Genomic DNA, 24,939 nt, shown 5'->3' on the forward strand with positions numbered 1-24,939 from the left:
CGGACGCGCCGGGCTCAGGCCTCCGCCGGGGCCTCGCCCATCAGCGTCTCGTGCCGGGCGATCGCGACCAGGATGTCGTCGTAGTATTCGAGCTGCCCCTCGTGCAGCACCAGCCCGCTCTGGCAGAAGGTGCGCATCTCCCGCATCGAATGGCTGACCATGATCGCGCCCGCCCGCACCATCCGCGCCTGGAAGACGGCGCGGCTCTTGCGCTTGAAGCGGGCGTCGCCCACCGCCGTCACCTCGTCGATGAGATAGGTGTCGAAGGGGATGCCCATGGCCACCCCGAACGCGAGCCGCGACTTCATCCCAGAGGAATAGCTGCGCAGGGGCATGTGATAGTGCCGCCCGATCTCGGCGAAATCCTCCACGAAGGCCTCGAGCGCGTCGCTGTCGACGCCGTAGGCGCGCGCGAGGAACCGGGTGTTCTGCAGCCCCGTGAGGTCGCGGTGGAAGGAATTGGCCCCGCCCACCGGCCAGGACATGCGCCCCTCGACCGTCACCCGCCCCGCGGACGGCTGCATCCGCCCGGCGATGATCTTGAGGAGCGTCGACTTGCCCGCCCCGTTGCGCCCCAGGAGGCCGAAGGCCCGGCCCCGCGGCAGCGAGATCGTCAGGTCCGAGATCACCTCCCGGTACTGGCCCCGAACCCAGAACCCCTTGGACAGGTTCTCGATATGGATCACCGGACCGCCCTCAGCCCCGGTCGCGCAGGCTGTAGTAGACGAGCGCCGCCACCGCCCAGAGGGTCAGCGAGAAGAAGGCCGTCAGCGCCAGCACCAGGAGCCGCCGCGGATATTCGGCGCGCTGCGCCAGGGTGGGCGAGATGTAGGTGGCGAGGTAGAGATGCTGCCGCTCGGCGTTGGAGCGCGCGGAATCGAGCGCGGTGAGCGCGGCGCGATAGGTCTCCTGGGCGAATTCCTGCTCCACCTGCAGCGCCTCGTACTGGCGCAGAAGCTCGGGGTAGTCGGTGTTGTCGACGGTGACGTTGCGCGCCGCGAAGCTCTCGCGCTCCTCGGCGATGCGGGCCTCGATCACGGAGATGCGGCGGCGCTGCTGCTGCACGCGGGGGTCGCTCTCGTTGCCGGCCTGGATCAGGAGGTCGAACTCGACGAGCGCCTCGGCGAGCTGTTGCTGAAGCGTGCTGAGCACGCCCATCCGCCCCTGGATGTCGGCCAGCGGGTCGAGGATCTGGGTGCGCGCGCGGAAGGCGGCGAGCTCCTCGCGGGTGGCGATCAGCCGGGCCTGGACCGCCTCGAGCTCGTTGCGGGCGCTCGCCATGCTGTCGCGGCGCGCGGTCTCGTTGAGCGTGTTGATCATCGCCTCGCTCTCGCTGACGACGAGGCGGCTGATGCGCTGCGCCGTCTCGGCGTCGCGGGCGCGCACCTCCACCATCAGAAGGCCCGTGCCCTTGTCGTAGGTCGTGCGCACCATCCGCTTCCAGAACCACAGCAGGTCCTCGATCGTGGCGTCGGGCCAGAGCGAGAAGACCGGATCCGTCTCCCAGGTGGCGCTGTAATGGGCGCGCAGGTCGACCTGCGCGTCGATGCGCGCGACGATCTCCTGGCTGCGGATGAACTCGTAGAGCACGTCGGAATTGACGCTCCCGCCGGTGCCGCCGACGATCTGGGTGATCCCGCCCAGCAGCTCGGTGGCCGAGCTCGTCTCGTTGCTGCGCACGGTGAAGGCCGCGGTCGAGGCGAACTGATCGAGCGCGCGGGTGTAGAGATAGCCCCCCGTCGCCACGACCGGCAGCGCCACCACCAGAAGGAAGGCCAGCAGAAGCCCCCAATGGCGCCGGCGCCGGCGCATCGGCGGGGCGACGGGCGGCACCTGGGAGACGGCTTCCAGAAGCTCCTGATGGGCGCGCTCCTCGCGCAGGGCCTCGGTCTCGGCGCGCCTGAGGGCCCGGGCCCGCTCGCGCTTGCGCAGGTATTTCTCGTGCCACTCCTCGACGAAGGCGTCCCGCTCCTCCTCGCTGGAGAACGTTTTGCTTTCCAGGATCTTTTCGAGTTTCGCGGCGATCTTGGGGTCGTCGATTTCCCGGTAGGGGTCGGTCTCGGAGGTCATGTCTTGCCTTCGCGAATGTCTTGGCTCAGAAAATCGGCTGTCCCACGCGCCCGACAGCGCCGCAACGCTACTGTCCGGCACCCGCAAAGGCCAGCCCCGCCGCGTCCGCCGCGCACGGGTCCGCCGCCCGCCCGAGGAGCCCGCCATGGCGCCCCCGACCGTCCCCCCCCTCCCCGGCCCCGCCCCGCACGTCCCCGCGCGGCGCAACCGCCTGGCCGAGAGCCTGCGCTCGATCGCCGCGCTCGTCCTGCGCGAGATGTCGACCCGCTACGGCCGCACGCCCGGAGGCTACATCTGGGCCCTGCTCGAACCCCTGGGGATGATCCTCATCCTGTCCTTCGCCTGGTCGATCCTGGCCAGCGTGCCGACCCTCGGGACGAGCTATTTCCTCTTCAAGGCGACGGGCTTCATGGTGCTGCAGATGTTCCTCATCAACGCCAACCAGGTGGGGCGGGCGATGAAGTTCTCGCGCGCGCTCCTGTTCTATCCGCAGGTCACCTGGCTCGACGCGCTCCTGGCGCGGTTCCTGCTCAACACGCTGGTGGTGACGCTGGTGACGACGATCATCCTCACCGGCATCCTGATCTTCGAGGACGTGAAGACGATCCTCGACTTCGGCGACATCTTCCTGGCCATGGGGCTCGCCGCGCTCATGGGGCTCTCGGTGGGGACGCTCAACTGCTACCTGTTCCAGCGCATCCCCGTCTGGGAGCAGATCTGGGCGATCGGCACGCGGCCGATGTTCCTGATCTCGGGGGTGGTCTTCATCTACGAGAACCTGCCCGACATGGGCCAGGCGGTGCTGTGGTGGAACCCCGTGCTGCATCTCGCCGGCCTCATGCGCGACGGCTTCTATCCGCTCTATCACCCCGAATACGTCTCTGGCCTCTATATCGGGCTCTGGATCTTCGTTCCCATGACGCTCGGGATGCTGCTCCTGCGGCAGTACTACCGCGACCTGATGAACCTCTAGGGCCGGGCTCCCGGCGCGAGCCTCCCCATCAGCGCGGCCAGCGTCGCCTCCGCGGTCGGCGCGGGGCCGATCGCCGGGGGACCGGGCCAGGCCGCGTCTTCCCAGGTGCGCCCGGCGAGCCGCACGGGGGCGTCGTAGCGGGGCAGGATGTGGAAGTGGACCACCGGGTCCTGCATCATCAGGCAGAGCACGTTGATCCGCACCGCACCCAGCCGGTCCCGCGCCAGCCGCTCGGCCAGGCTCAGTCCCGCGGCGAGGCCCGCCCCCTCCTCGGGCGTGAGCCGCGCGAGATCCTGCACCCCCGAAGCCGCGCTCAGCACCATCGCGCCGGCCGTGATCTGCTCGGGGCGCAGCGACAGCACCCAGCCGCCGGCCTCCGCGAGCGTCAGGTCATCCAGGCGGAACTTCGCGCGGAAAGCGGCCAGATCGGCGGAAATGCCCGAATTAGAGCCTGTTTCAGTGTCTTTTCCGCTCATCCCGTCCGCCCCGTCTCCTCGGGCAGGGCCTGCAGCCCGGCCGCGCGCAGCGCCGAGGAGGAGACATGGCCTGTATAGGGGAAATAGACGATCTCCACGCCCCGGGGCGCGAAGACCGCCTCGAGCGCGACCCAGGCCGGATGCCCCTTCCAGTCGTCGCCCACGAACATCACGTCGAAGCCGAGCGTCGCCTGCGCGGCCGCCTTGTCCATGTCGGTCTGCGCCACCACCCGGTCGACGCAGCGCAGCGCGCCGACGATGGCCATGCGCTCGGCTTCGGGGATGACGGGAGGCCGCCCCTTGCGCGCGGCGGCGAGCGCGTCGGTCGTCACCCCCACGATCAGATGGTCGCAGGCCGCCCGCGCCCGCGTCAGCAGGTTCAGATGGCCGATGTGGAACATGTCGTAGACGCCGGCGGTATAGCCGATCCGGGGCGTCTGTGGCGGCGTCGGCATGGGCGATCCTGCGGTGGCGGCGTCGGGGCCAACCTGCCAGCCGCGCGGGGCGGAGACAAGCGGCCGGCGGCGGGCTATAGCGGGCCCATGGCCCCTGCCCTGCCCGTCCCCCTCGCCCGCGCCGCGGCCCTCGCCCGCCGCGCAGCCTGGTCGCTCGGCCCCCTGCGCGTGCCCCCGCCCCCGCCCCTGCCCCGCGGCCGGCCGATCCGCGTGGGCTTCGTGGTCTGCGAGCCGGGGAAATGGGGGCTCGGATCGCTCGTCGCGGCCCTCGACGCGACCCCCGGCTTCGAGGTGCGGATGTACCCCGCGCTCTCGGACGCGGGCCTGCGGCTGCCCCGGGCGCGCCGGGCCGCGACCTTCCGCGAAAACAGAGCCTATTTTGGGGATATTGCGCCCATCGGAGCCGATCTCTACGACCCCGCGACCGACCGGATGGCCCCGCCCGGGACGATCGGCTGCGACATCGCCTTCCTGCAGCAGCCCTGGGGGATGCGCGACCTGCCGCGCCGGCTCGCCGGGCGGCTGCGCACGGCCTACGTCCACTACGGGATGCCGGTGATCGCGAACGACTGGATGCAGTTCGGCCTGCGCGACTTCCACCCCTGGCTCTGGCGGCATTTCGTGCCGACCGAGACCCATGCCGCCGCCATGGCCGCCCGCCCGGGGCCCCGCCCGCCCCATGTGGTCGTCACCGGGCACCCGAAGTTCGACGCCTATCTCGCCCCCGCCCCCGCGCGCGAGACGGGGCCCTGGCCCGGCCCCCCGGGCCGCAGGCGGGTGATCTTCGCGCCCCACCACGGGCTCGACGCCGGTTCGCTCGGGCTCGGCACCTTCGCCTGGTCGGGCGAGGCCATGCTGGAGCTCGCGCGCGCCCATCCCGACATCGACTTCCTGCTGCGGCCCCATCCGCTGATGGAGACGGGGCTCGCGCGCGCCGGGCTCATGGATCCCGCCGGCTGGGCCGCCTACAGGCGCGGCTGGGCGGCGCTGCCGAACGGCGCGCTCTCGGAGGGGGGCGGCTACATGGCGGCCTTCCGCACCTCCGACGCGCTCGTCACCGACAGCGGGTCGTTCCTGGCCGAATACCTGCCGACGGGGTGCCCGGTCATCCGCCTCGAACGCGAGGGCGCGGCCCCGCTCAATACCTTCGGCGAGAGCCTCGCGCCGGGGTTCTACCGCACCGATACCCGCGCGGGGCTCGCCCGGTTCTTCGAGCGGGTGGTGCGCCGCGGCGACGACCCGCTGGCCCCCGCGCGCGCCGCGGCGGCCGCCCGGCTCACCCCCTTCGCGCGGCCCGCCGCCGAAACGATCGTCGAAAACCTGCTCGTCTCGCGCGACGGGTCGCGTTGCGATTGAACCCCGGGCGCGGGCACGCGATAACCCGGCGACCTCCACCACGATGACACGATCGAAGATGCAGATGAAAAAGGGCTTCCGCGCCTGGAAGCTTCTCCGCGACATCCACAACCGGCTCCGCTACGGGCGCAACGCCCCGCTGACCGACCAGCGCCTGTGGGTCGACCCGCGGCAGATCACCCATACGCTCTACCGGGTCGTCGACGGGCGGCGCGTCTCCTATCGCCGCTCCTCGGCGCATGTGCTCGACGGGGACTGGGACCTGCCGGAGAACCTCACCCCGATCGAGGATCTGCCCAAGATGCAGGTCTGCCGGCGGCGCTTCGTCGAGGGCATGACCTGGCACGAGGCCGGGGCCTACCGCCCCCTGCTCCACCGCATCCGCAAGCAGGGCGCGGCGGACGGCTGCACGACCCTCGAGGAGATCAAGGCCCGCTACCGCGGAGTCGACAGTCTCTATGAAACGATGGCGCGCACCCGGACGCTGCGGATCCGCAAGCGCGTCAACCCCGGGACCCGGCGCGAGTTCGGCGGCATCCTCATCCACATCGACCGCAACGGGCGGGGCATCATGGGCGGCGGCGGGATGCACCGGCTGGCGATCTCCAAGATCCTCGAGCTCGAGGAGATCCCGGTGCAGGTCGGGCTCGTGCACCGGCAGGCCGTCGCGGACGGGCTGATCCCCGGGATGCGCCACCGCGGGCGGCGCGGCGCGGTCCCGGACGCCGTCGGGGACGCGCCCTAGCCCCTAGCCCGTGCCCAGCCGTTGGCCCACGCCCTGCCGGTCCTGGAGCGCGCGCCACCAGTCCTCGTTGTCGAGATACCATTGCACGGTCCGCTCGAGCCCCTCCTCCACCGTGACCGAGGGCCGCCAGCCCAGCTCCGCGCGCATCCGCGTCGGATCGATGGCATAGCGCGCGTCGTGGCCGGGGCGGTCGGTCACGAAGGTGATGAGGTCGGCGTAGGAGGTGCCGTCGGCGCGGGGCCGCTTGGCGTCGAGCGTGGCGCAGAGGGTGCGCACGAGCTCGAGGTTCGAGCGCTCGTTCTCGCCGCCGATGTTGTAGCTCTCGCCCAGGGCCCCCTTCTGCAGCACCGTCAGCAGCGCCTCGGCGTGGTCCTCCACGTAGAGCCAGTCGCGCACGTTCGAGCCGTCGCCGTAGATCGGCAGCGGCTTGCCGGCGAGGGCGTTGAGGATGATGACGGGGATGAGCTTCTCGGGGAAGTGAAAGGGCCCGTAGTTGTTCGAGCAGTTCGAGAGCACCACCGGCAGGCCGTAGGTGTGGAACCAGGCGCGCGCCAGATGGTCGGAGGCGGCTTTCGAGGCCGAATAGGGCGAGCGCGGATCGTAGGGCGTCTCCTCGGTGAACTGCCCCGTGGGGCCGAGCGAGCCGAAGACCTCGTCGGTGGAGACGTGGTGGAAGCGGAAGCCCCCGGGCCGCCCCTGCCCCGCCCAATGGGCGCGCGCGGCCTCGAGCATGTTGTAGGTGCCGGTGATGTTGGTCTCGATGAAGTCGCCCGGCCCGTCGATCGAACGGTCGACGTGGCTCTCGGCGGCGAGGTGCATCACCGCGTCGGGGGTATGCTCGGCGAAGACCGCGTCGAGGGCCGCGCGGTCGCGGATGTCCGCCTGCACGAAGGCGTAGTTCGGGTCGTCCGCGACCGCGGCCACGTTTTCCAGGCAGGCGGCATAGGTCAGCGCGTCGAGGTTGACGACGGAATGGCCGGCGGCGATGGCCCGGCGCACGACGGCCGAGCCGATGAACCCGGCGCCGCCGGTGACGAGAATCTTCATGGATTATCCTTCCCAGACAAAGGGGCTTTCGAAATCTTCAAAGGCGATGGCATCGGCATCCTTGCCCGACAGGAGCGGCGAGCCCTCGAGCCCCCAGTCGATGCCCAGACTGTCCCAGCGGACCGAGTGTTCGTGCCCCGGCGCGTAATAGGCGGTGCATTTGTAGAGGATCTCGGTGTCGAACCGCCGGGTGATGAACCCGTGGAGGAAGCCCGGCGGAATCCACAGCTGCACCGCGTTCTCGAACGACAGCTCCGCCCCGAACCACTGCCCGTAGGTGGGCGAGCCGCGGCGGACGTCGACGACCACGTCGTAGAAGGCGCCGCGGCCGCAGCGCACGAGCTTGCCCTGCGCGTGCGGCGGGGCCTGGAAATGCAGCCCCCGGAGCGTGCCCGCCCCGTGGGAGAGCGAGTAGTTGTCCTGCACGAACTCGGGCAGATGCACGCCCGCCTCCTCCAGCGTGCGCCGGTTCCAGCTCTCGGCGAAGAACCCGCGGGTGTCGCCGAAGCGCTTGGGCGTCAGCTTCAGCAGCCCCGCAAGGGGTGTCTCTTCGATCAGCATGGGGGGCCTCGCGTGGGTGGTCGGGGTGGGTAAAGGGCAGGGGACCGGGGCTTGTCAATCGCCCCCGAGCTCGGCCAGCACCGTGTCGAGCCCGGCGCGCCAATCCGGCGGAGCCACGCCGAAATCCGCGGCGAGCCGCCCGGGGGCCAGGCGCGAATTGAGCGGGCGCGGAGCGGGCGTCGGATAATCCGCGCTCGGGATGCCGGTGACGGTGACGGGGCGCCCCGCCCGGGCGAAGATCTCGCGCGCGAAGCCGGCCCAGCTGACGTGCGGCTCCCCGGCGTAGTGATAGGTGCCGCCCCCCGCGCCGTCCGCCATCGCCCCGGCCATCTTCAGGAGCGTGGCGGCGATGTCGGCGGCGGGCGTCGGCCCGCCCACCTGGTCGTCGACCACCGAGAGGGCGTCGCGGCTTTCGGAGAGGCGCAGCATGGTCTTCACGAAGTTCGCCCCGTGGGCCGAGAAGACCCAGGCCGTGCGCAGGATCGCATGGGGCCCGCCCGCGGCGCGCACCGCGGCCTCCCCAACCAGCTTGGAGCGGCCGTAGGCGCCGAGCGGGGCAGGGGGGGCGTCTTCGGCCCAGGGCGTCTCGCCGCTGCCGTCGAAGACGTAGTCGGTCGACAGATGCAGGAAGGGGATGCCGCGGGCGGCGCAGGCGCGGGCCATGGCCCCCGGGGCCGCCCCGTTGACGATCGTGGCCAGCGGCTCCTCGGTCTCGGCACGGTCGACGGCGGTATGGGCGGCGGCGTTGAGGACGGCCCGGGGGGCATGGGCCTCGATCGCGCGCACGCAGGTGGCGGGGTCGGTCAGATCGGCGGCATCGCGCCCGAGGGTCGTGACGTCGCCCTGCCGGCGGAGTTCGGTGGCGACCTGGCCCGAGCGGCCGAAGACGAGGAGGGTCACGGGCGGCTCCGCCGGTCGGGCAGGGGGGTGTTTCGCGTGCGAAACATCCTGTCTTCGGGGTCACTGTTTCGCACGCGAAACGCCGAAATCCCCGTATCAGAGCCTGTTTCAGTCCCTGCCATCGCCCCAGCTCCCCTTGCGCAGCCAGCCGAGGAAGGCCGCGTCGACCGAGCGCAGCCGCTGCCGCCCGGTCGTGGCCCAGACCTCGCGCCAGCGCGCCTCGAGCGCGTAGATATCCGCCCCGGGCGCAAGGGCGCGGGCGGCCTCGTGGGTTTCGGGGGCGAGCGGGGGCAGGGTGGCCCGCGGCTCGAGCAGGGCGTCGCGCGGCGTCACCTGCAGGATGTCGCCCGGCTCCTCGGCGAGGTGGTAGTCGGGCAGGGCGTCGGCGGCGATCATGTCGCGCAGCATCTTGCGGAACACCCGCCGGGGCGAGGCCGAGCCCGACTTCTTGTGCAGCACCTCGACCGAGATGCGCCAGGCGGGCTGGCGGCCGCAATGCTTGCGCGCGATCTCGTAGATCCGCCGCTCGAGCGGCTTGCGCAGCCCGAAATAGGCCGGCGAGAGCGTCAGCACCGACTTCGACAGCACCGCGCGGTAGAGCCACTCCGAGAGCGTCACCGCGACCGAGACCATGCGCCCGCCCCGGGTGCGGCGCACGATCTCCCAGCTCTCGATCAGGCCGAATCCCGTCGTCGTCTCGTGCGCCCCGGTGACGATGTTCGTCGTGATCCGCGTGCCGGCCAGCCGCTCGAAGGCGTCGCGCAGCCGGCGGTAGGCATCGCCGCTCGTCTCGCGCCCGGTCGCCGTCAGCAGGTCGTGGGCCCTGAGCGTCAGCGACCGCCCCACCGCGCGCCCGGCGTTGAGCGCGGCCATCAGCTGGCTGATGCAGAAGATCAGGATGTCCTTGTCGTGGATCGTGGCGAGCCCACGCACCGAGGGCGTGACCGTGATCTCGGTGCCGTTGTGGTCGTAGCGCAGCACCCGCAGGTCGGGCCGGGTCGAGAGGCTGAAGACCGGGTGCTCCATCGTGGCAAGGTCATCCTTCGGGATCGCGCCCAGGATATCGCAAAGGAAGAAATCCCCCTGCCGCAACTGTTGAAGCGCCTCTGCCATACGGATCCGCCTGTCCTGCCCATCGAACCCGCCCGGGTCGTGGCGCCCGGATTCGTGGTTTCGATGACACCTGCGTAGAGATATCCACAGGAGGCGTCCAGTTTTTCCGCCCCGGCGAACGGGGGTTCGGAGTCGGGCGAGCGTGGTTTCGGAGTCGCATCTTCGGGGGTTCGGAATCGCCACCCGAAATGGCAGGATCGGGGAACGCCCGCAAAACAAGGGCCCGGATAGACGTGCGATCGGACGGGGCAGGGGGCATAACACATCAATAACCCGAAATAACACGGATCGAAGCGGAGATCCGCCCGACAGGAACGGGGATCAGGTCAGGAAAGAAGTGGCACATGCTGCGTTTTTGGGTAAACTGCCTAAAACACGGCATATGAGCGGATCGACAGGCATGGCACGCGAGGCGAGCGGCGGCACCACCCCGGCCTATTTCAACATCGACCCCGAGGCGGCGCTGGCGGAGCTCGGGGGCCCGGTGACGACCGAGGGCTTCGCCGAGATGGCGCGCGCCTGCGCGGCCGGGCGCGACGACCTCGTGGGCCGGGGCCTCGGCGAGGACGGGCAGAAGCGGCTGCGCCTCTTCTCCACCTGGGAGATCACGCGCTACCTCATCCCCGTGGCGCCCGCCTATTTCCGCCGGGTGCTCAAGGCCCACCCCGACCTGCCCCAGGGCCGATCGGAGAGCGCGGGGGGCGCCAAGTGGTTCACCCTCGACGAGGTGCTGCGCCTGCGCGCCCATTTCGCCGCCGAGGGCAGCCGGACGAAGGAATACAAACCCTACCGTCCCCCGGGCCAGCCGGCGAAGGTCGTGGGCGTGGCGAACTTCAAGGGCGGCGTCGGCAAATCCTCGACCTGCGCGCATCTCGCCATGTCGGCGGCGCTCGACGGCTACCGGGTGCTCGTCATCGACCTCGACAGCCAGGGCTCGCTGACCTCGATCTTCGGCGGCCGTGTCGCGGACGAATGGCAGACCGTCTTCCCGATGATCGCCGGCCACCACGCGCGCCACCTGCGGGCGACAAACCAGGGCCGCATCGACCGGGGGGAGGCGCCGCTGCCGCTCGACGAGACGCTGACGGCGGCGCTCGACGTCGATCCGCGCGACCTGGTGCAGAAGACCCACTGGCCCAACATCGACCTCATCGGCGCGCAGCTCAATCTCTACTGGGCAGAGTTTCAGATCCCCGTCTGGCGGATGCGCGCGCAGGGCTGGAAGCTCTGGGACGCGCTCTCCGACGCGCTGGAGGAGGGGGGGCTGCTCGAGGAGTACGACATCGTCTTCCTCGATACGCCCCCGGCGCTCGGGTATCTCACGATCAACGGGCTCGCCGCCGCCGACATCCTGCTCGTGCCCCTGGGCGCCTCCTTCCTCGAGTTCGATTCGACGGGGCGGTTCCTCGATATGCTGCACGCGACCTTCTCCTCGATCGAGGAGGGGGAGAACATGGCCGCGCGCGCGCTCGGGCGCGAGGAGACGGCCTTCGAGTGGGACGCGGTGCGCGCGGTGCTCACGCGCTACGACGGGGCCCAGCAGGGGGAGATGGCGGCACTCATGCAGAGCTACCTCGGCAAGACGCTCTCGCCCCACCGGCAGGATTTCACCGCGCTCATCGGGCAGGCGGGCGAACAGGTGAGCGGCATCTACGAGGCCGATTACCGCGACTTCAACCGCGAGACTTACGCCCGCGGGCGCGAGACCTTCGATCAGACCTATGCCGCCTTCAAGCGGCTGCTGATCGGCACCTGGCACCGCGATGTGGCGGCGGCGGCGCAACGGGCGGATGCTCCGGCTTAAGCACGGGGGAATCGTCACGCAACGGGAGGGCCTCGGATGGCCAAGCGCAAACGTCTGGAGGTCGGGACGCCCCCGGCCGTTGAGACCAAGGAGACGGCTCCGGGGCAGGGGGCTCCGGCGGCCTCCGGCGGGGCAGGGGCCATGGCCCCGGTCGCGCAGGTGACGGGGCAGGCGGCGGGGATGGCCGCGCTCCAGGAGATGTCGGACTTCATCGCCACCGCCCGGGCCGAGGGCCGGCTCGTCGCGGCGCTGCCGCTCGGCCAGATCGAGGTCGATCACCTGCAGCGCGACCGGCTGATGCCCGAGGCACCCGGAACGGACGAGGACATGCAGGCCCTGATCGAGAGCCTGCGCGCCCGGGGCCAGCAGGTGCCGATCGACGTGGTGCGGCTACGGAGCCGGCCGGGCGAGCGGTATGGCCTGATCTCGGGGATGCGGCGGGTGACGGCGCTGCGCGCGCTCCACGCCGAGACGCGGGAGGCGCGGTTCTCCACGGTCAAGGCGCGGGTGATCCGGCCCGAGACCCTTCCGGCGGCCTATCTGTCGATGGTCGAGGAGAACGAGATCCGCGCGGGTGTCAGCTTCTACGAGCGCGCGCGCGTCGCGGTGAAGGCGGTGGAGGCCGGGGCCTTCACCGACCTGCCGGCGGCGCTGAAGGGTCTCTACGGCAACGTTTCGCGTGCGAAACGCTCCAAGATCGGCAGCTTCGCCGAGGTGGTCTCCGCGCTCGACGGCGCGCTGCGCTTTCCGGCCGCGCTCTCGGAGAAGCGGGGCCTGGCGCTGGTGGCGGCGCTCCGGGCGGATCCGGCGCTTGCCGGGCGGCTCGTCGCCGCGCTCGACGCGGCCGGGGCCTCCGATGCCTCCGCTGAACAGAAGGTGCTGACCACGGCGCTCACGCCCCCGAAGCCCACGCCGGAGCCGACCCGCGCGGCCCCGGTCGACCTGCGGCGCCGGGGCGCGGATCTCGTCCTTTCGGGCCCGGGGGTGACGCCGGCCCTGCAGCGCGACCTCGCGGCCTGGCTCGCGGCCCGCGACGGGGAGTGAAACAGGCCCTGACCGGCGAAACAGAGCCTGTTTTTCCACGGCAAAGGCCCCGGGTCATACCGGGCCTGAATTACATAATACGGATTCTGGCCGTCGGTGTCGCGCACGCCCGGGGCCCCGCGGTCCGATCCCCGGAGCTGTGTCCGGGAGGTGACCCCTACCAAAAATTAACCGCGGGCGGGGTATTTACGGGGTGCGCGTCGGAAAAGTGACATAATCTCCAGGTCACGACCCATTCCAACATCTGTGTTTTTCCGGAGTCTGCCATGTCCGTTACCTCGAACCCCCGCTTCTCCGATCAGTGGCATTTCGACCTGATCGGGGACATCGAAGCCGTGTGGGACGACTATACCGCCGACGGTGTCACCGTCGGCGTCTACGACGACGGCGTCGAATACACCCATTCCGACCTCGACGGCAATTACGACAGCTCGCTGCACTTCTCCTACCCGGGGTTCGACGGCGACGGCGCCCCCGACAATCCGGGCGATTCCCACGGCACCTCGGTCGCCGGCATCATCGCCGCGGAGAACAACGGCATCGGCGGCGTCGGCGTGGCCTACGATGCCACGATCACCGGCCTGCGCCTTCTGGGCGACAACGGGGCCTATGCCGGCCCCAACGGCACCGAGCGCGCCATGCTCGAGTACATGTCGGCCTTCGACATCACCAACAACTCCTGGGGCTACACCCCGACCTACGCGGGTTTCCTGAGCCTGCTCGACGCGACCTCCCAGGCCTCGCGCGAGGTCGGGGCCTTCGAGAACGCGGTCGAGACCGGCCGCGGCGGCCTCGGCACGATCGTCGTCAAGGCGGCGGGCAACGACACGCGCAACGTCCAGGGCGAGGGGCACAACCTCTCCTCCACCACGATCACGGTCGCCGCGACGTTCCAGGACGGCGGGGTCGCGAGCTATTCCAACTGGGGCACGGCGCTCCTGATCGCGGGGCCGGCGGCCTCGAACACCACGGCGACGGGCAACGGCTACACGTCGGGCTTCGGGGGCACCTCGGCGGCGACGCCGGTGGTCTCGGGCGTGGTCGCGCTGATGCTCGAGGCCGAGGACGGCCTCGGCTGGCGCGACGTGCAGAACATCCTCGCCCTCTCGGCGGCGCACACCGGCTCGGCCTTCGGGTCCTCCGCCCAGGGGTTCGAACAGGGGGAATGGTTCTCCAACGGCGCATCGAACTGGAACGGCGGCGGGATGAGCTATTCCATCTCCTACGGCTTCGGCATGGTCGACGCCCATGCCGCGGTGCGCATGGCCGAGGTCTGGCAGATGCTCTTCAGGGCGGCCGCCACCTCCGCCAACGAGGAGCGCGTGAGCGTCTCGATGGGCGGCGGGCCCGTGGCGATCAACGACAATTCCACGGTGGATATCGACCTCGTCGTCGGCCAGGACATCGAGGTCGAGCACATCTACGTCTCGATCGAGGGCAACCACACGTTCATCGGCGACCTGACGCTGCAGCTCGTCGCGCCCACGGGCGAGATCTACGACCTCTTCCTGCAGGAGGGCGGCAACATGGATTTCGAGGGCTGGACCTTCGGGGTCGCCGCCGCGCTTGGCGTGGCCTCGGCCGGCACCTGGACGGTACGGGTGACCGACAGCGTCGGCGGGGACACCGGCCAGGTGACCGACCTCGAGCTGGAGTTCGTCGGCGCGGCGGCCACGGTCGACACGGTGCATCACTTCACCGACGACTTCCTCGACTACGCGGACGAGGAAGGCGCGCGGACCACCCTGCGCGACACCGACGGCGGCCTCGACTGGGTGAACCTCGCCGCGGTGACGGGCGACGCGAACGTCGACCTGCGCAGCGGCGAGCGCGACATCGCGGTCGACGGCACGATCTGGGTCGACCTGGCCTCGGGCACGATCATCGAGAACGTGGCCACGGGCGACGGCGACGACACGCTGCGCGGCTGGTCGCAGGACAACATCCTCTTCTCGGGCCGCGGCAACGACCGCCTCTACGGCTACGACGGCGACGACACGCTCATGGGCGATGCCGGGCGCGACCAGCTGGTGGGCGGCGCGGGCGACGACAGCCTGCGCGGCGGATCGAGCAGCGACACGCTCTACGGCGGGTCGGGGGACGACACGCTGCGCGGCGACAGCGGCGGCGACGCGCTCTATGCCGGGACCGGCAACGACCGTCTCTACGGGTCCAACTCCGCCGACACGATGGACGGCTCCGCGGGCGACGACCTGCTGGTCGGGGCCGGCGGGGCCGACGACATGCTGGGCGGCAGCGGGGACGACACGCTCTACGGCAACAGCGGCAACGACACGCTCGACGGCGAGGCCGGCGACGACTGGAGTTCGGGCGGCGACGGCCGCGACCTCCTCCTCGGGCGCGACGGCAACGACACCATGCGCGGCGGCAACCAGGACGACCGCTTCTACGGCAACGACGGCAACGACGTGCTGGCCGGCAACCTGGGCGACGATTCCCTCTACGGCGGCAACGGCGACGACCGGCTCTTCGGCGGCGGCGACGACGACCTGCTCGACGGCGGCGGCGGCCGCGACGAGCTCGACGGCGGCGCGGGGGCCGATACCTTCGTCTTCGATCGGGTCTCCGACAGCAGCCACGGCGCGGGTCGCGACGAGATCCGCGGCTTCACCTCGGGCGAGGACGTGATCGACCTGTCGGGTTTCTCGGGGACGCTCGACTTCGTCACGAGCTACACCGGCAGCGCCGGAGAGGTGCGCTACAACGACAGCATCGGCCGGCTCTACATCGACGTGGACGGCGACGGGGCCTCGGACTTCTCGGTCGACATCGTCGGGGCCCCTGCCCTGGTCGAGGACGACCTCATCCTCTGAGACCGTCCCCGCCGCGCGCGGTCAGCCTTCGCGCGCGGCCGCGGCTTCGGCCTTTCTCTGGGCCGCGCGCCGGGCCTTCTTGCGGGCCTGGCGGGCGGCCGTCTTGCTCTTCCAGCCCTGGACCATCACGTCGTAGAACAGAAACGACAGCGCCGCGTCCACGGTGACGTCGGACCGGGTCTTGATGCCGCGGGCGTCGAGGATGTGGCGCAGCCGCTCGATCTCCTCGGGGCGGGGCCTTTCCATCTCGGCGCGCGCGGCTTCGAGATCCGGCGCGCCCTCGGCGAAATCGTCGGTGAAGTCGATCGCCGCCGCGTCCTTCAGCCAGTCGAGGTCGGCGACATCCACCGTCTCGCGGGTGAAGAGCGCGCGCGGCAGCCGGTAGCTCGCCCCCGGAAAGACACGGCCCATCAGGTGCACGAAGGCCTTGCGCGCCTCGAGCGCCTGCCGGCAGCCGGTGGTGACGGGCCCGTGGCGGTTGAAGCGGAACAGAAGCCGCGTGGCGGCGTCGCTCAGGCTCTCGTTGGTGACCTGCTCGGGCCAGTCGGCCCCCCGGATCCCGGCGATCTCCATCAGATCCTGCACCACCGAGCCGTCGACCAGCGTGTCGCGGTTGAAGTCGCGCAGGATGACGTTCTCGGGCCCGAAGACCTCGAGGAACTTCTCGAAGCGGTCGCGGTAGCCCGGTTCGGGGATCTTGATCCCGCGGGCGTCGAACTTGACGCGCTGCTGGAACTGGGAGCTGGCGAAGGCCACCGGGTCGCGCAGGTAGCCGACCACCGTGATCTCGTCGCAACGGGGCGCGAGGAAGTCCCGGATCGCGGGAACGTCGTCGGCGGGGATCCGGGAGATGTCCTCGCCCGAGAGAATCAGCGTCTCGCGATCGATCTCCAGCTCCCGCGTCAGGCGGCTGGCATAGACCTCGGTGCGGCGGTCGATCTCGGCCCGGCCGATGCCGCGCTGGCGGAAGAAGCGCTTCTCGTAGCGGGTGTCCGAGAACATGCTGTAGATCGGGATCGAATGGTTTTCCGTTCCGAGGTCGGCGTAGCGGACGCGGCCGTCGTCATAGCCGTTCAGGCTTCTCTGGATCGAGCTGGAGCCCGTCTTGTGCATGCCGATGTGCAGGATGATGCGTTTCATGAGACGTCGAGGGAATCTGTGATGGAAATTTGAAGGGGGTCGACGAAACCATTTTACATATATTTTACAATGACTTGGTAAATAAAACGCCGTGCCGCGGGACCAGGTCGCGCCGGGCCGCGGTGCTGTCGCCGGAGATGTGGCGGATGCCCGGGCGAAGGAAATATTTTCCGGGCAAATATCTGATTTGTTTGTTTTCTGGTTGGGAAACGAAACAGGTTTGCCGCGCAAGGGCGGGCCGTACCGACAATCAGGGAAGATTAGGAGCGTGGCCGGGCGCGTGCAACCTGTGAGGGGGCGGAAGGGCCGGACGACCGTGGAGGTTACGCCCCGTCACCGGCCTCCTAGAGGCCCGTGAGCGCCGCGCGGGGATCGTCGCCCGAGAGCAGGGTTTCGGCCACCGCCCCGGCGCGGGCCGCGTCGAGGCCCGCGAAGATGGCGAGGTCGGTGAACTTCGCGCGCAGGTCGCCCTCGGTCAGCGGCACTTCGGGCTCGCCGCGCGGCAGGTCGATGCGCGCCGAGAGCCGGCGGCCGTCGTGCAGCGCAAGCGTCACCGCCGCGGGGCGGCGCCCGGGCACGAGCGCGCTCATCTCCGGATCCTCGCGCACGGTGGTCGCGCGCATCAGGCGCAGCGTCTCCGCGTCGGCGAGCGCGTCCGGGGCGAAGGCATCCATTCCCGACCGCCCGAGGCTCAGGGCGGCGGCGGCGCAATAGGGGATGCCGAGGCGGGCCGAATAGGGGCCGTCGACCTCGGTGTGGTCGTGCTTGTGCACGGCGAGCCGGTAGGTCTCGACCTCGATCCCCGTCACGTCGGCGGCGCGCACCCCCTCCGCCGCGCGCAGCCGCAGCACCGCCTCGACGGGCGCGTGGCAGTAGCGGCAGGAGGCATAGGGCTTGAGATAGACCGTCTCGATGCAGAAGGGCGCCGCGACCGTCAGCGCGCCGGGGGCCGCGGGGGTGCCGCGCAGCATCGCCATCAGCCCGTGGGGCCCGTCGAGGATGCCCGCGGGACCGGGAAAGCCCGCGTCCGCCGTCAGCGCCGCGGCGAGGCCGGTGAGCGCGGGCTGCCCGGCGTTGTAGGGTTTCAATTCGGAGCCGGCGGAGAAGGCCTTCACCATCCCCGAGGCCGAGGTGCAGGCCGCCGCGAGCGCCGCGTTCAGGCCCGCGCGGTCGAAACCGAGGGCGACGCCCGTGCCCACGGCCGCGCCGATCACCCCGAAGACGCCCGATCCGTGCCAGCCGTTCAGCTTGGCCTCGGGCTGGCAGGCGATGGCCACGCGCAGCGCCGCCTCGTAGCCGGTGACGATGCCGGCGAGGAAGCGGTCGGGCGTCATCCGGGGGTCGTGCGCCACGGCGAGGAGCGCGGCGATGAGCGGCCCGCCCGCGTGGGTGATGCCGGAGCGGTGGCCGTCGTCGAGTTCGACCACGTGGGAGTGCATCCCGTTCACGAGCGCGGCCGTGAGCGGCGTGGTGCTGCGCCCGGTGCCCGGCACCGGGGCGGGGCCCGCGCCGCCCTGCGCGAGGAGCGGCGCGATGCGGTCGCGTTCGCTCGCCGCGCCGGCGAGGACGCAGCCCAGCCAGTCGAGGAGCCGCAGCCGCGCCGTGGCGGCGAGCGCGGGCGTCATCCCCCGGGCGAGCGCCTCGATCCCGTCGAGGAGCCGGGCGGTCTCCGCCCCCTCGGCGGGCCCCGGGCCGGTCACTGCTGGAAGAGCCGCAGGAGCGCGCGCTCGTCCTCGACCACGCCGTAGGCGTCGGCGAGGAGGGAGATGCGGCGCGCCCAGCTGCGGTGGGGGTTGATCTCGTTCATCTTGTTCGACTTCGACGACTTGATGACCCCGCCCGAGGTGTCGAGGATCTGGCGCGCGTCCTCGTATTCCTCGCGCGTGACGGCCTGCATCGCGTTGACGTAGCGCAGGTGCGAGGGGTGGATCACGGTCTTGCCGGTGAAGCCGTTGGCCTTGTCGAGCACGACCTCGCGCAGGAGCCCGTCGATCGCGTCGTTCAGGATCGGCGTGTTGGTGCGCAGGCTGCGGTGCAGGTCGATCTGCATCACCTTCTCGAGGTCGTCGCGCTTGTAGGCCAGGAAGTATTCCCAGACCGGGGCGGAGACGACGTGGTCCTCCTCGGCGCGGCCGAAGAAGTTGAGGATGTCGGCGAGCGCGTCGCGCACCGGCAGGATGTCGTAGATCGACGAGCCGATCCCCCGGCGCACCCCGAAGAAGGACGAGAAGTCGGTGCCCCCCACCCGGATGTTGAGGATGTAGCGGCGGTAGTCGCGCGCCACCTGCATGAGCCGGTCGAGCTCGGCGCGGCGGGTCTCGGCGAAGGCGATCGAGCGGCCCTCGAGGATGGGCATCCCGTAGAGCGTGGTCTCGAAACGCTCGTTCAGCCCGGCGAGCAGGTCGAGATACTCGTGGGCGTTGTCGGAGTAGAACTTCGGGAAGACGAAGCCCGAGAGCACGTGGGCGAGCGGCGGCGTGAGCCGGTCGGCGAAGCTGCGGAACTGGTCCATCGAGCGCACGCGCAGGAAGATCAGCGGCACGTCCGCCTCGGCCAGCGCCCCGGCCCCGACCTGCCCGGCGAGCCAGCCGAGCTGTTCGATCACGTTGTCTTCCCCGGCGGAGAGATCCTCGGGGCGGATGGCGTCCTCGAAGCACATCACCATCGAGAGCACGTCGGTCAGCTCCCCGGCGACGATCTTGTCCATCACCGCGCGGGTCGAGGGCATGTAGAGCGTGCCGCCGAGGCAGTAGCGCAGCAGGTCGCGGTCGGACTGGCGGCTGAAGGGTTGCGGTTCGCGGAAGAAGAGATCCGCGTCCTGGGTCGTGTTGTGTCGCATCGTGTCGTCTTCGGGGTCAGGCGGTGGCCGCCAGGGGGCGGCCGCCGCGGAGGGGCGCGCGCAGGGCGTCGACGATGCGGGCGATGTCGTCGTCGGTCATCGAGGGGAAGATCGGCAGGCACATCACCCGCTGCGACATCTCGCTGGCCACCGGCAGGTTCGCCGGGGCCGCCGAGGGCAGGTCCGAATACATCGGCAGCGTCGTCAGCAGCGGATAGAAGTAGCGCCGGGTCAGGATGTTGACCTCGCGCAGGTGATCGTAGAGCCCGTCGCGCGTCAGCGGATAGGCATCGTTCACCACGATCGGGAAATAGGCCCAGTTGGAGCGCGTCTGGTTCGGCTTCGGCACCGGGTCGAGGCCGGGCACGTCGGCGAGGGCCGCGCGGTAGGCGGCGTCGATCTCGCCGCGCCGGGCGAGGCAGGCGTCGATATGGCCGAGCTGCGCGAGGCCCATGGCGGCGTGGATCTCGCTCATCTTGCCGTTGCAGCCGGCGACCTTGATCGTCAGCTCGTCGACGATGCCGAAGTTCTTCAGCTCGTCGATATGGTGCTTCATGGCCGCGTCGCGGCAGATGACGGCCCCGCCCTCGAAGGTGTTGAAGACCTTTGTCGCATGGAGCGAGAGCGTCGAGAGATCGCCGCGCGCGAGGATCGAGCCCTCCTCGTTGTGCACGCCGAAGGCATGGGCGGCGTCGTAGACCACCTTGAGCCCGTGGCGGTCGGCGATGTCGCGGATCGCGGCCATGTCGCAGGGGTTGCCGTAGCAGTGGACGGGCAGGATCGCGGTGGTGCGCGGGGTGATCGCCGCCTCGATCTTCGCGGGATCGAGGTTGAGCGTCACCGGGTCGATGTCGACGAAGACCGGGGTGTTCTTGTTCCAGATCAGCGCGTTCGTCGTGGCCACGAAGGAGAAGGGCGTGGTGATGACCTCGCCCTCGAGGTCGAGCGCCTGCAGCGCGGTGATGAGCGCGATGGTGCCGTTGTTGAAGAGCGCGAGATGCTCGACGCCGAGATAGGCGGCGAGATCGGCCTCGAGCCGCTGGTGCAGCGGGCCGCCGTTCGTCAGGAAGCGGTTCTCCCAGATCTCCTCGACGTAGGGGATGAACTCCTCGAGCGGGGGCAGGAAGGGCTGGGTGACGTGGATCTTGTGGTCGCTCATTGCGCATCCTCCCGGGCGAGGCTCTTGAGATAGGTTCCGTAGCCGGTCTTGCCCAGCAGCTCGGCCTGCCGCAGGAGCGCGTCGCTGTCGATCCAGCCCTTGCCGTAGGCGATTTCCTCGAGACAGGCGATCTTGTAGCCCTGCCGCGCCTCGACGGTCGAGACGAAGGAGGAGGCATCGAGGAGCGACTGGTGCGTGCCGGTGTCGAGCCAGGCGAAGCCGCGCCCCAGAAGCTGCACGTAGAGCTCGCCGCCCTCGAGGTAGGCGCGGTTGACGTCGGTGATCTCCAGCTCGCCGCGGTCCGAGGGCTTCACGTCGCGGGCGATCTCCACCACCCGGTTGTCGTAGAAGTAGAGCCCGGTGACGGCATAGGAGCTCTTGGGCGTCTCCGGCTTCTCCTCGACCGAGAGGACGCGGCGGTTGGCGTCGAACTCGACCACGCCGAACCGCTCGGGGTCGTGGACCTGATAGGCGAAGACGGTGGCGCCGCGGGCGCGCGCCGAGGCCTGCAGCAGGAGCTGGCTGAAGCCCGGGCCGTAGAAGATGTTGTCGCCGAGCACGAGGCAGACGGGGTCGTCGCCGATGAACTCCTCGCCGATCAGGAAGGCCTGGGCCAGGCCGTCGGGGCTCGGCTGCTCGGCGTATTGCAGGCGGATGCCGAACTGCGACCCGTCGCCCAGGAGGCGGCGGTACTGGTCGATGTCGTCGGGGGTGGAGATGAGCAGGATGTCCTGGATCCCGCTGAGCATCAGCACGCTGAGCGGATGGTAGATCATCGGCTTGTCGTGGATCGGCAGGAGCTGCTTCGAGACCGCCCGGGTGACCGGATAGAGCCGGGTCCCCGATCCTCCGGCCAGGACGATTCCCTTGCGCCGCGTGCTCTGGCTCATGGCCATGTCTCCTCGTTCAATCGCCCCCTTGCCGCACCGGCGGGGCCAAATCTTCAAATAACGTTCGAAACCAAAATGGTGCCTTTCGGCAGGGGTCTCATAGTCGCGGGGCCGTCCGAGCGCCACGCGAAAATCCGAACAGGCGGAGACCCGCGGGTCGCGTTGACCTCCCGTTTCCCCGCTCATAATGTCCCCCGGGCTTCCCCCGGGGGGGCCGTCCGCCCGGTTCGGCGGCAATTTCTTGATTAGAGACGATTATGCAGAAGACACGCGATTTCCTCGACAGCCTCGGCCTGCCTGCGGGCGACCGATACGACCTGCCCACCTCCGAGAAGCGCTTCGAGGACGGGGCCCAGTACCGCTTCGAGGTGCCCGGCATCCAGGGGCCCGGGGCGATGCGCGCGCTCCTGGCGGCGGTGGACGAGACCGGCGTGCCGATCCACCGCATCACCCAGACCAAGGGCGTGATGACCCTCCTCGACGCGGAGATCGAGCAGATGGTCGAGATGGTGCGCCCGCGCGGCATCGAACTCGTGCTCTCGATCGGGCCGCGGGCCACGACCGACACCTCGGCCTCGGTCAACACCTCCGAGGGCAGCCGCATGGGCTACCGCCTGCGCGGGCAGGAGCAGGTCGTGCGCGCCGTCGAGGAGATCCGCCGCGGCCTCGCGCTCGGCGTGACCTCCTTCATGGTCTACGACGAGGGGGCGCTCTGGCTGCTGGGCAAGATGCGCGCCGCCGGCGAGATCCCGGCGGAGGTGCGCTTCAAGGTCTCGGCCCACACCGGCCACGGCAACCCCTGCGCGGCGCGGATGCTCACCGAGATCGGCGCCGACAGCTTCAACCCGATCCGCGACATCCAGCTGCAGATGCTCGCCGCGATCCGCCAGGCGGTCGACGTGCCGCTCGACGTGCACACCGAGAACCCGGCCTCCTCGGGCGGCTTCATCCGCCACTACGAGGTGCCCGAGATGGTGCGCGTCGCCGCCCCCATCTACCTCAAGACCGGCGGCTCGGTCGCCAAGTCCCACAGCTGGGACACCACCGATGCCGATGCGGTCAAGCGGATGAAGCAGGTGCAGCTCGTCAAGCGGATGCTCGACGCCTACGCCCCCGACGCCGTGACCCACCCGCCCGCCCGGGGCTGAGGCCATGCCCGACATCTCCCTCGGCGAACTCGACCGGTTCGCCCGCGCCGTCCTCGTGGCCCGGGGCGTGCCCGCGGCCGATGCCGCCCTCGTGGCGGAGTCGATCACCTACGCCCATGCCCACGGCAAGGGCACCCACGGCGCCCCCCGCCTGCCGATCTACGTCGACCGGATCGAGAAGGGCCTGATGCAGGCCGAGACGCCGCTGACCGAACTGTCGGCGGCCCCGGCGCTGGCGCTCCTCGACGCGGGCGACGGCTTCGGCCAGGTCGCCGGCATCCGCGGTATGGACCGGGCCGTCGACATGGCGCGCACCGCGGGCGTCGGCCTCGTGGGCATCCGCCACAGCCACAACTTCGGCACCGCCGCCTTCATCGCCCATCGCGCGGTCGCGGCGGGCATGGCGGCCATGGTGCTGGCCAACGCCGCCCCCGCGATCGCCCCCACGGGCGGGCAGCGGGCGGTCTTCGGCACCAATCCGATCGCCTTCGGCTTCCCGGCGCCCGCGGGGCATCCGCCGGTGATCCTCGACATGGCCACGTCGCAGGCCGCGCGCGGCAAGATCCGCCTCGCCGCCACCAACGGCGAGGCGATTCCCGAGGGCTGGGCCCTCGACGCCGAGGGCCGGCCGACGACCGATCCGGTCGCCGCCCTCGCCGGGTCGATGCTGCCGGTGGGCGGGGCCAAGGGCTACGGGCTGTCGCTCGTCGTCGACGTGATGGCGGGGCTGATGACGCGCTCGGCCAGCGGGGGGCGCGCGCGCAACCTCAACACGCCCGACGGGCCCTCGCGCTCGGGGCACATGCTCCTGGCGATCGACATCGAGCGCCTCCTGCCAAGGGCCGATTACGACGCGGCCTTCGCCGAGCTCATCGCCGCGACCCGGGCCGCGGGGCCCGAGGGCGGTGTCTTCCTGCCCGGGGAGCGCGGCGCGGGCCACATGGCGGGGCGGGATGGCAAGGTTCCGCTCTCGGCGGCGGTCCTGGCGAAGCTCGACGCGCTCGCGGCGGCGACCGGCGTTGCATCGCCGGCGCATGATTGACATGGAGAGGCCGGGGAAGGACCGGTCGGATGCGATGAAGGACGGGCATCAGAAATGAACGATACGGTACCGCGGCCCACCGCCGTTGTCCTGGGCGGAACGAGCCCGCATATCGCCCTGATCGGGCTTTTGCGCGCGCGCGGCTGGCGCGTCGTGCTGGTCGACTACCTGCCCCATCCGCCGGCGGCGTCCCACGCCGACCTGCATGTCCAGGAAAGCACCCTCGATCCGGCGGCCGTGCGCCGCGTGGCCGAGGCCGAGGGCGCGACCCTCGTGATCGCCACCTGCGTCGATCAGGCCAATGTCGTCGCCATCGAGGTCTCCGAGGCGATGGGCCTGCCCCACCCCTACCCCCATGCCACCGCCGCGCTCATCGGCAACAAGGGCGGCATGAAGGCCCGGCTGCGCGACGCCGGCCTGCCGACCGCGCGCCACGTCTATATCGAGGACCCGGCCGATCTCGCCCGGCAGGTGGCGGGGCTGTCGTTCCCGCTGGTGGTGAAGCCCGCCGATTCCAACGGCTCGGCCGGGGTGCGCCGGGCCGACGACATGGCCGCCCTCGAGGAGCATCTGGCGCTCGCCCTCGGCATCAGCCGGGTCGGACAGGCGGTGGTCGAGGAATTCGTCACCGGCCCGGAGCTGTCGATCGACTGCTTCGTCGAGGCCGGCCGCGCGAAGATCGTGCTGGTGCGGCGCAAGTTCCAGATGCTGGGCGTGCCCACTGACAAGGTGATCCAGTCGACCGGCTCGATCGCGCCGTACCCCCTGCCCGCGGAGGTGCAGGCCGGGGCCGAGGACGTGCTGAGCGACCTGGCCGCGGCCTTCGGGCTCGACAACGTGCCGATGCTCGTCCAGGCCTTCCTGACCGACGCGGGCCTCAGCCTGATCGAGTTCTCGCCCCGGCTTTCGGGGGGGACGGGCTCGGCGGTGACGCGGATGGTCTCGGGCTTCGACGCGATCGAGGCCTCCCTCGACAGCTGGCTCGGCCGGCCGGTCTCCGTGGACCTCGCCCCGACCGGGCTCTGGACGATGACGAACACCGTCTACGCCGACCCGGGCACCTTCGAGCGGGTCGAGGGGGTCGAGGCGCTGCTCGACGACGGCACCATCGCGCGCTGGATGTCCTACCGCGCGCCGGGCACCGAGATCGGCGACGACATGTCCACCCGCTCCCGCGTGGGGGCCTTCCTGGTGACGGCCCCCGACCGGGCCGGCGCCTTCGCGCGCACCCGCGCCGCCATCGAACGTCTCGAGGTGCGCGACACCGCGGGACGCGCGATCATGCGCCGCGACATCTTCAGCCAGCTCGACGACCCCGACGACGCCTGATCCTCCGGAGCCCC

General features: G+C 70.5%; 22 protein-coding genes. 9 read left to right on the forward strand and 13 right to left on the reverse strand.

Annotation, left to right across the window (positions count from 1 at the left end; genetic code table 11):
- Positions 1-14: 14 nt before the first annotated feature.
- The gene (locus tag HSX43_RS18475) at positions 15-686 is read right to left on the reverse strand and encodes an ABC transporter ATP-binding protein (protein WP_179381622.1); all 672 of its coding nucleotides are present in this window, start codon (positions 684-686) and stop codon (positions 15-17) included.
- A 10-nt stretch (positions 687-696) separates the two neighbouring features.
- Positions 697-2,070 (reverse strand): sugar transporter, encoded by a 1,374-nt coding sequence (locus HSX43_RS18480; RefSeq protein WP_179381623.1) that lies wholly within the window; start codon positions 2,068-2,070, stop codon positions 697-699.
- Positions 2,071-2,215: 145 nt separating this feature from the next.
- On the opposite strand from HSX43_RS18480, the gene HSX43_RS18485 reads away from it, so the two are divergent.
- On the forward strand, positions 2,216-3,043 hold the full coding sequence (locus tag HSX43_RS18485; protein ID WP_179381624.1) for an ABC transporter permease: 828 nt from the start codon (positions 2,216-2,218) through the stop codon (positions 3,041-3,043).
- Here HSX43_RS18485 and HSX43_RS18490 read toward each other — a convergent pair.
- Positions 3,040-3,519 carry an HIT family protein gene (locus HSX43_RS18490; protein WP_179381625.1) on the reverse strand — a complete coding sequence of 160 codons (480 nt, stop codon included), beginning with the start codon at positions 3,517-3,519 and terminating at the stop codon, positions 3,040-3,042. The genes HSX43_RS18485 and HSX43_RS18490 overlap by 4 nt on opposite strands.
- Positions 3,516-3,974 carry an adenylyltransferase/cytidyltransferase family protein gene (locus tag HSX43_RS18495; protein ID WP_179381626.1) on the reverse strand — a complete coding sequence of 153 codons (459 nt, stop codon included), beginning with the start codon at positions 3,972-3,974 and terminating at the stop codon, positions 3,516-3,518. The genes HSX43_RS18490 and HSX43_RS18495 overlap by 4 nt, the downstream gene beginning before the upstream one ends.
- 87 nt (positions 3,975-4,061) lie before the next feature.
- Here HSX43_RS18495 and HSX43_RS18500 point away from each other — a divergent pair, with 87 nt between their 5' ends.
- Both HSX43_RS18500 and HSX43_RS18505 read left to right on the forward strand, forming a co-directional pair.
- Entirely contained in the window at positions 4,062-5,330 is a 1,269-nt protein-coding gene (locus tag HSX43_RS18500; RefSeq protein ID WP_179381627.1) for a hypothetical protein, read from the forward strand.
- A 64-nt stretch (positions 5,331-5,394) separates the two neighbouring features.
- Entirely contained in the window at positions 5,395-6,075 is a 681-nt protein-coding gene (locus HSX43_RS18505) for a hypothetical protein (RefSeq protein ID WP_179381628.1), read from the forward strand.
- Positions 6,076-6,078: 3 nt separating this feature from the next.
- Here HSX43_RS18505 and rfbB read toward each other — a convergent pair whose 3' ends face one another.
- From rfbB to HSX43_RS18525, 4 genes are all read right to left on the reverse strand, one after another.
- Positions 6,079-7,122, reverse strand: coding sequence for a dTDP-glucose 4,6-dehydratase (rfbB, locus tag HSX43_RS18510; protein WP_179381629.1), 1,044 nt, complete (start codon positions 7,120-7,122; stop codon positions 6,079-6,081).
- Between the two features lie 3 nt (positions 7,123-7,125).
- Positions 7,126-7,683, reverse strand: a complete 558-nt coding sequence (gene rfbC, locus HSX43_RS18515) for a dTDP-4-dehydrorhamnose 3,5-epimerase (protein WP_179381630.1) — start codon at positions 7,681-7,683, stop codon at positions 7,126-7,128.
- Between the two features lie 54 nt (positions 7,684-7,737).
- Positions 7,738-8,583 carry a dTDP-4-dehydrorhamnose reductase gene (rfbD, locus tag HSX43_RS18520; RefSeq protein WP_179381631.1) on the reverse strand — a complete coding sequence of 282 codons (846 nt, stop codon included), beginning with the start codon at positions 8,581-8,583 and terminating at the stop codon, positions 7,738-7,740.
- A gap of 108 nt (positions 8,584-8,691) precedes the next feature.
- Complete coding sequence (locus tag HSX43_RS18525) at positions 8,692-9,696, reverse strand: replication initiator protein A (protein ID WP_179381632.1); 1,005 nt, start codon at positions 9,694-9,696, stop codon at positions 8,692-8,694.
- Between the two features lie 382 nt (positions 9,697-10,078).
- On the opposite strand from HSX43_RS18525, the gene HSX43_RS18530 reads away from it, so the two are divergent.
- From HSX43_RS18530 to HSX43_RS18540, 3 genes are all read left to right on the forward strand, one after another.
- Complete coding sequence (locus tag HSX43_RS18530; RefSeq protein WP_407929390.1) at positions 10,079-11,500, forward strand: AAA family ATPase; 1,422 nt, start codon at positions 10,079-10,081, stop codon at positions 11,498-11,500.
- 36 nt (positions 11,501-11,536) lie between these two features.
- A complete protein-coding gene (locus tag HSX43_RS18535) occupies positions 11,537-12,544 on the forward strand; it encodes a ParB/RepB/Spo0J family partition protein (protein ID WP_179381633.1) in 1,008 nt (335 codons plus the stop codon).
- A gap of 266 nt (positions 12,545-12,810) precedes the next feature.
- Positions 12,811-15,378, forward strand: coding sequence for a S8 family serine peptidase (locus tag HSX43_RS18540; RefSeq protein WP_179381634.1), 2,568 nt, complete (start codon positions 12,811-12,813; stop codon positions 15,376-15,378).
- 21 nt (positions 15,379-15,399) lie between these two features.
- Here HSX43_RS18540 and HSX43_RS18545 read toward each other — a convergent pair whose 3' ends face one another.
- The 5 genes from HSX43_RS18545 to rfbA all read right to left on the reverse strand — a co-directional run bounded on the left by HSX43_RS18545 (position 15,400) and on the right by rfbA (position 21,406).
- Positions 15,400-16,518 carry a hypothetical protein gene (locus HSX43_RS18545; RefSeq protein WP_179381635.1) on the reverse strand — a complete coding sequence of 373 codons (1,119 nt, stop codon included), beginning with the start codon at positions 16,516-16,518 and terminating at the stop codon, positions 15,400-15,402.
- A gap of 344 nt (positions 16,519-16,862) precedes the next feature.
- Positions 16,863-18,218 (reverse strand): MmgE/PrpD family protein, encoded by a 1,356-nt coding sequence (locus tag HSX43_RS18550; protein WP_179381636.1) that lies wholly within the window; start codon positions 18,216-18,218, stop codon positions 16,863-16,865.
- Positions 18,215-19,357 carry an HpcH/HpaI aldolase/citrate lyase family protein gene (locus HSX43_RS18555; protein ID WP_179381637.1) on the reverse strand — a complete coding sequence of 381 codons (1,143 nt, stop codon included), beginning with the start codon at positions 19,355-19,357 and terminating at the stop codon, positions 18,215-18,217. Before HSX43_RS18555 ends, HSX43_RS18550 begins: the two co-directional genes overlap by 4 nt.
- A gap of 16 nt (positions 19,358-19,373) precedes the next feature.
- Positions 19,374-20,516 (reverse strand): DegT/DnrJ/EryC1/StrS family aminotransferase, encoded by a 1,143-nt coding sequence (locus tag HSX43_RS18560; RefSeq protein ID WP_179381638.1) that lies wholly within the window; start codon positions 20,514-20,516, stop codon positions 19,374-19,376.
- On the reverse strand, positions 20,513-21,406 hold the full coding sequence (gene rfbA / locus HSX43_RS18565; RefSeq protein ID WP_179381639.1) for a glucose-1-phosphate thymidylyltransferase RfbA: 894 nt from the start codon (positions 21,404-21,406) through the stop codon (positions 20,513-20,515). Before rfbA ends, HSX43_RS18560 begins: the two co-directional genes overlap by 4 nt.
- Positions 21,407-21,663: 257 nt before the next feature.
- On the opposite strand from rfbA, the gene HSX43_RS18570 reads away from it, so the two are divergent.
- The 3 genes from HSX43_RS18570 to HSX43_RS18580 are packed head-to-tail and all read left to right on the forward strand — an operon-like array spanning position 21,664 to position 24,925.
- A complete protein-coding gene (locus HSX43_RS18570; RefSeq protein ID WP_179381640.1) occupies positions 21,664-22,554 on the forward strand; it encodes a peptidase in 891 nt (296 codons plus the stop codon).
- 4 nt (positions 22,555-22,558) lie between these two features.
- Positions 22,559-23,596, forward strand: coding sequence for an Ldh family oxidoreductase (locus HSX43_RS18575; RefSeq protein ID WP_179381641.1), 1,038 nt, complete (start codon positions 22,559-22,561; stop codon positions 23,594-23,596).
- A 54-nt stretch (positions 23,597-23,650) separates the two neighbouring features.
- A complete protein-coding gene (locus HSX43_RS18580) occupies positions 23,651-24,925 on the forward strand; it encodes an ATP-grasp domain-containing protein (RefSeq protein ID WP_179381642.1) in 1,275 nt (424 codons plus the stop codon).
- Positions 24,926-24,939 lie beyond the last annotated feature (14 nt).

Source organism: Jannaschia marina (assembly GCF_013404595.1).
Taxonomy (GTDB): Bacteria; Pseudomonadota; Alphaproteobacteria; order Rhodobacterales; family Rhodobacteraceae; genus Jannaschia; species Jannaschia marina.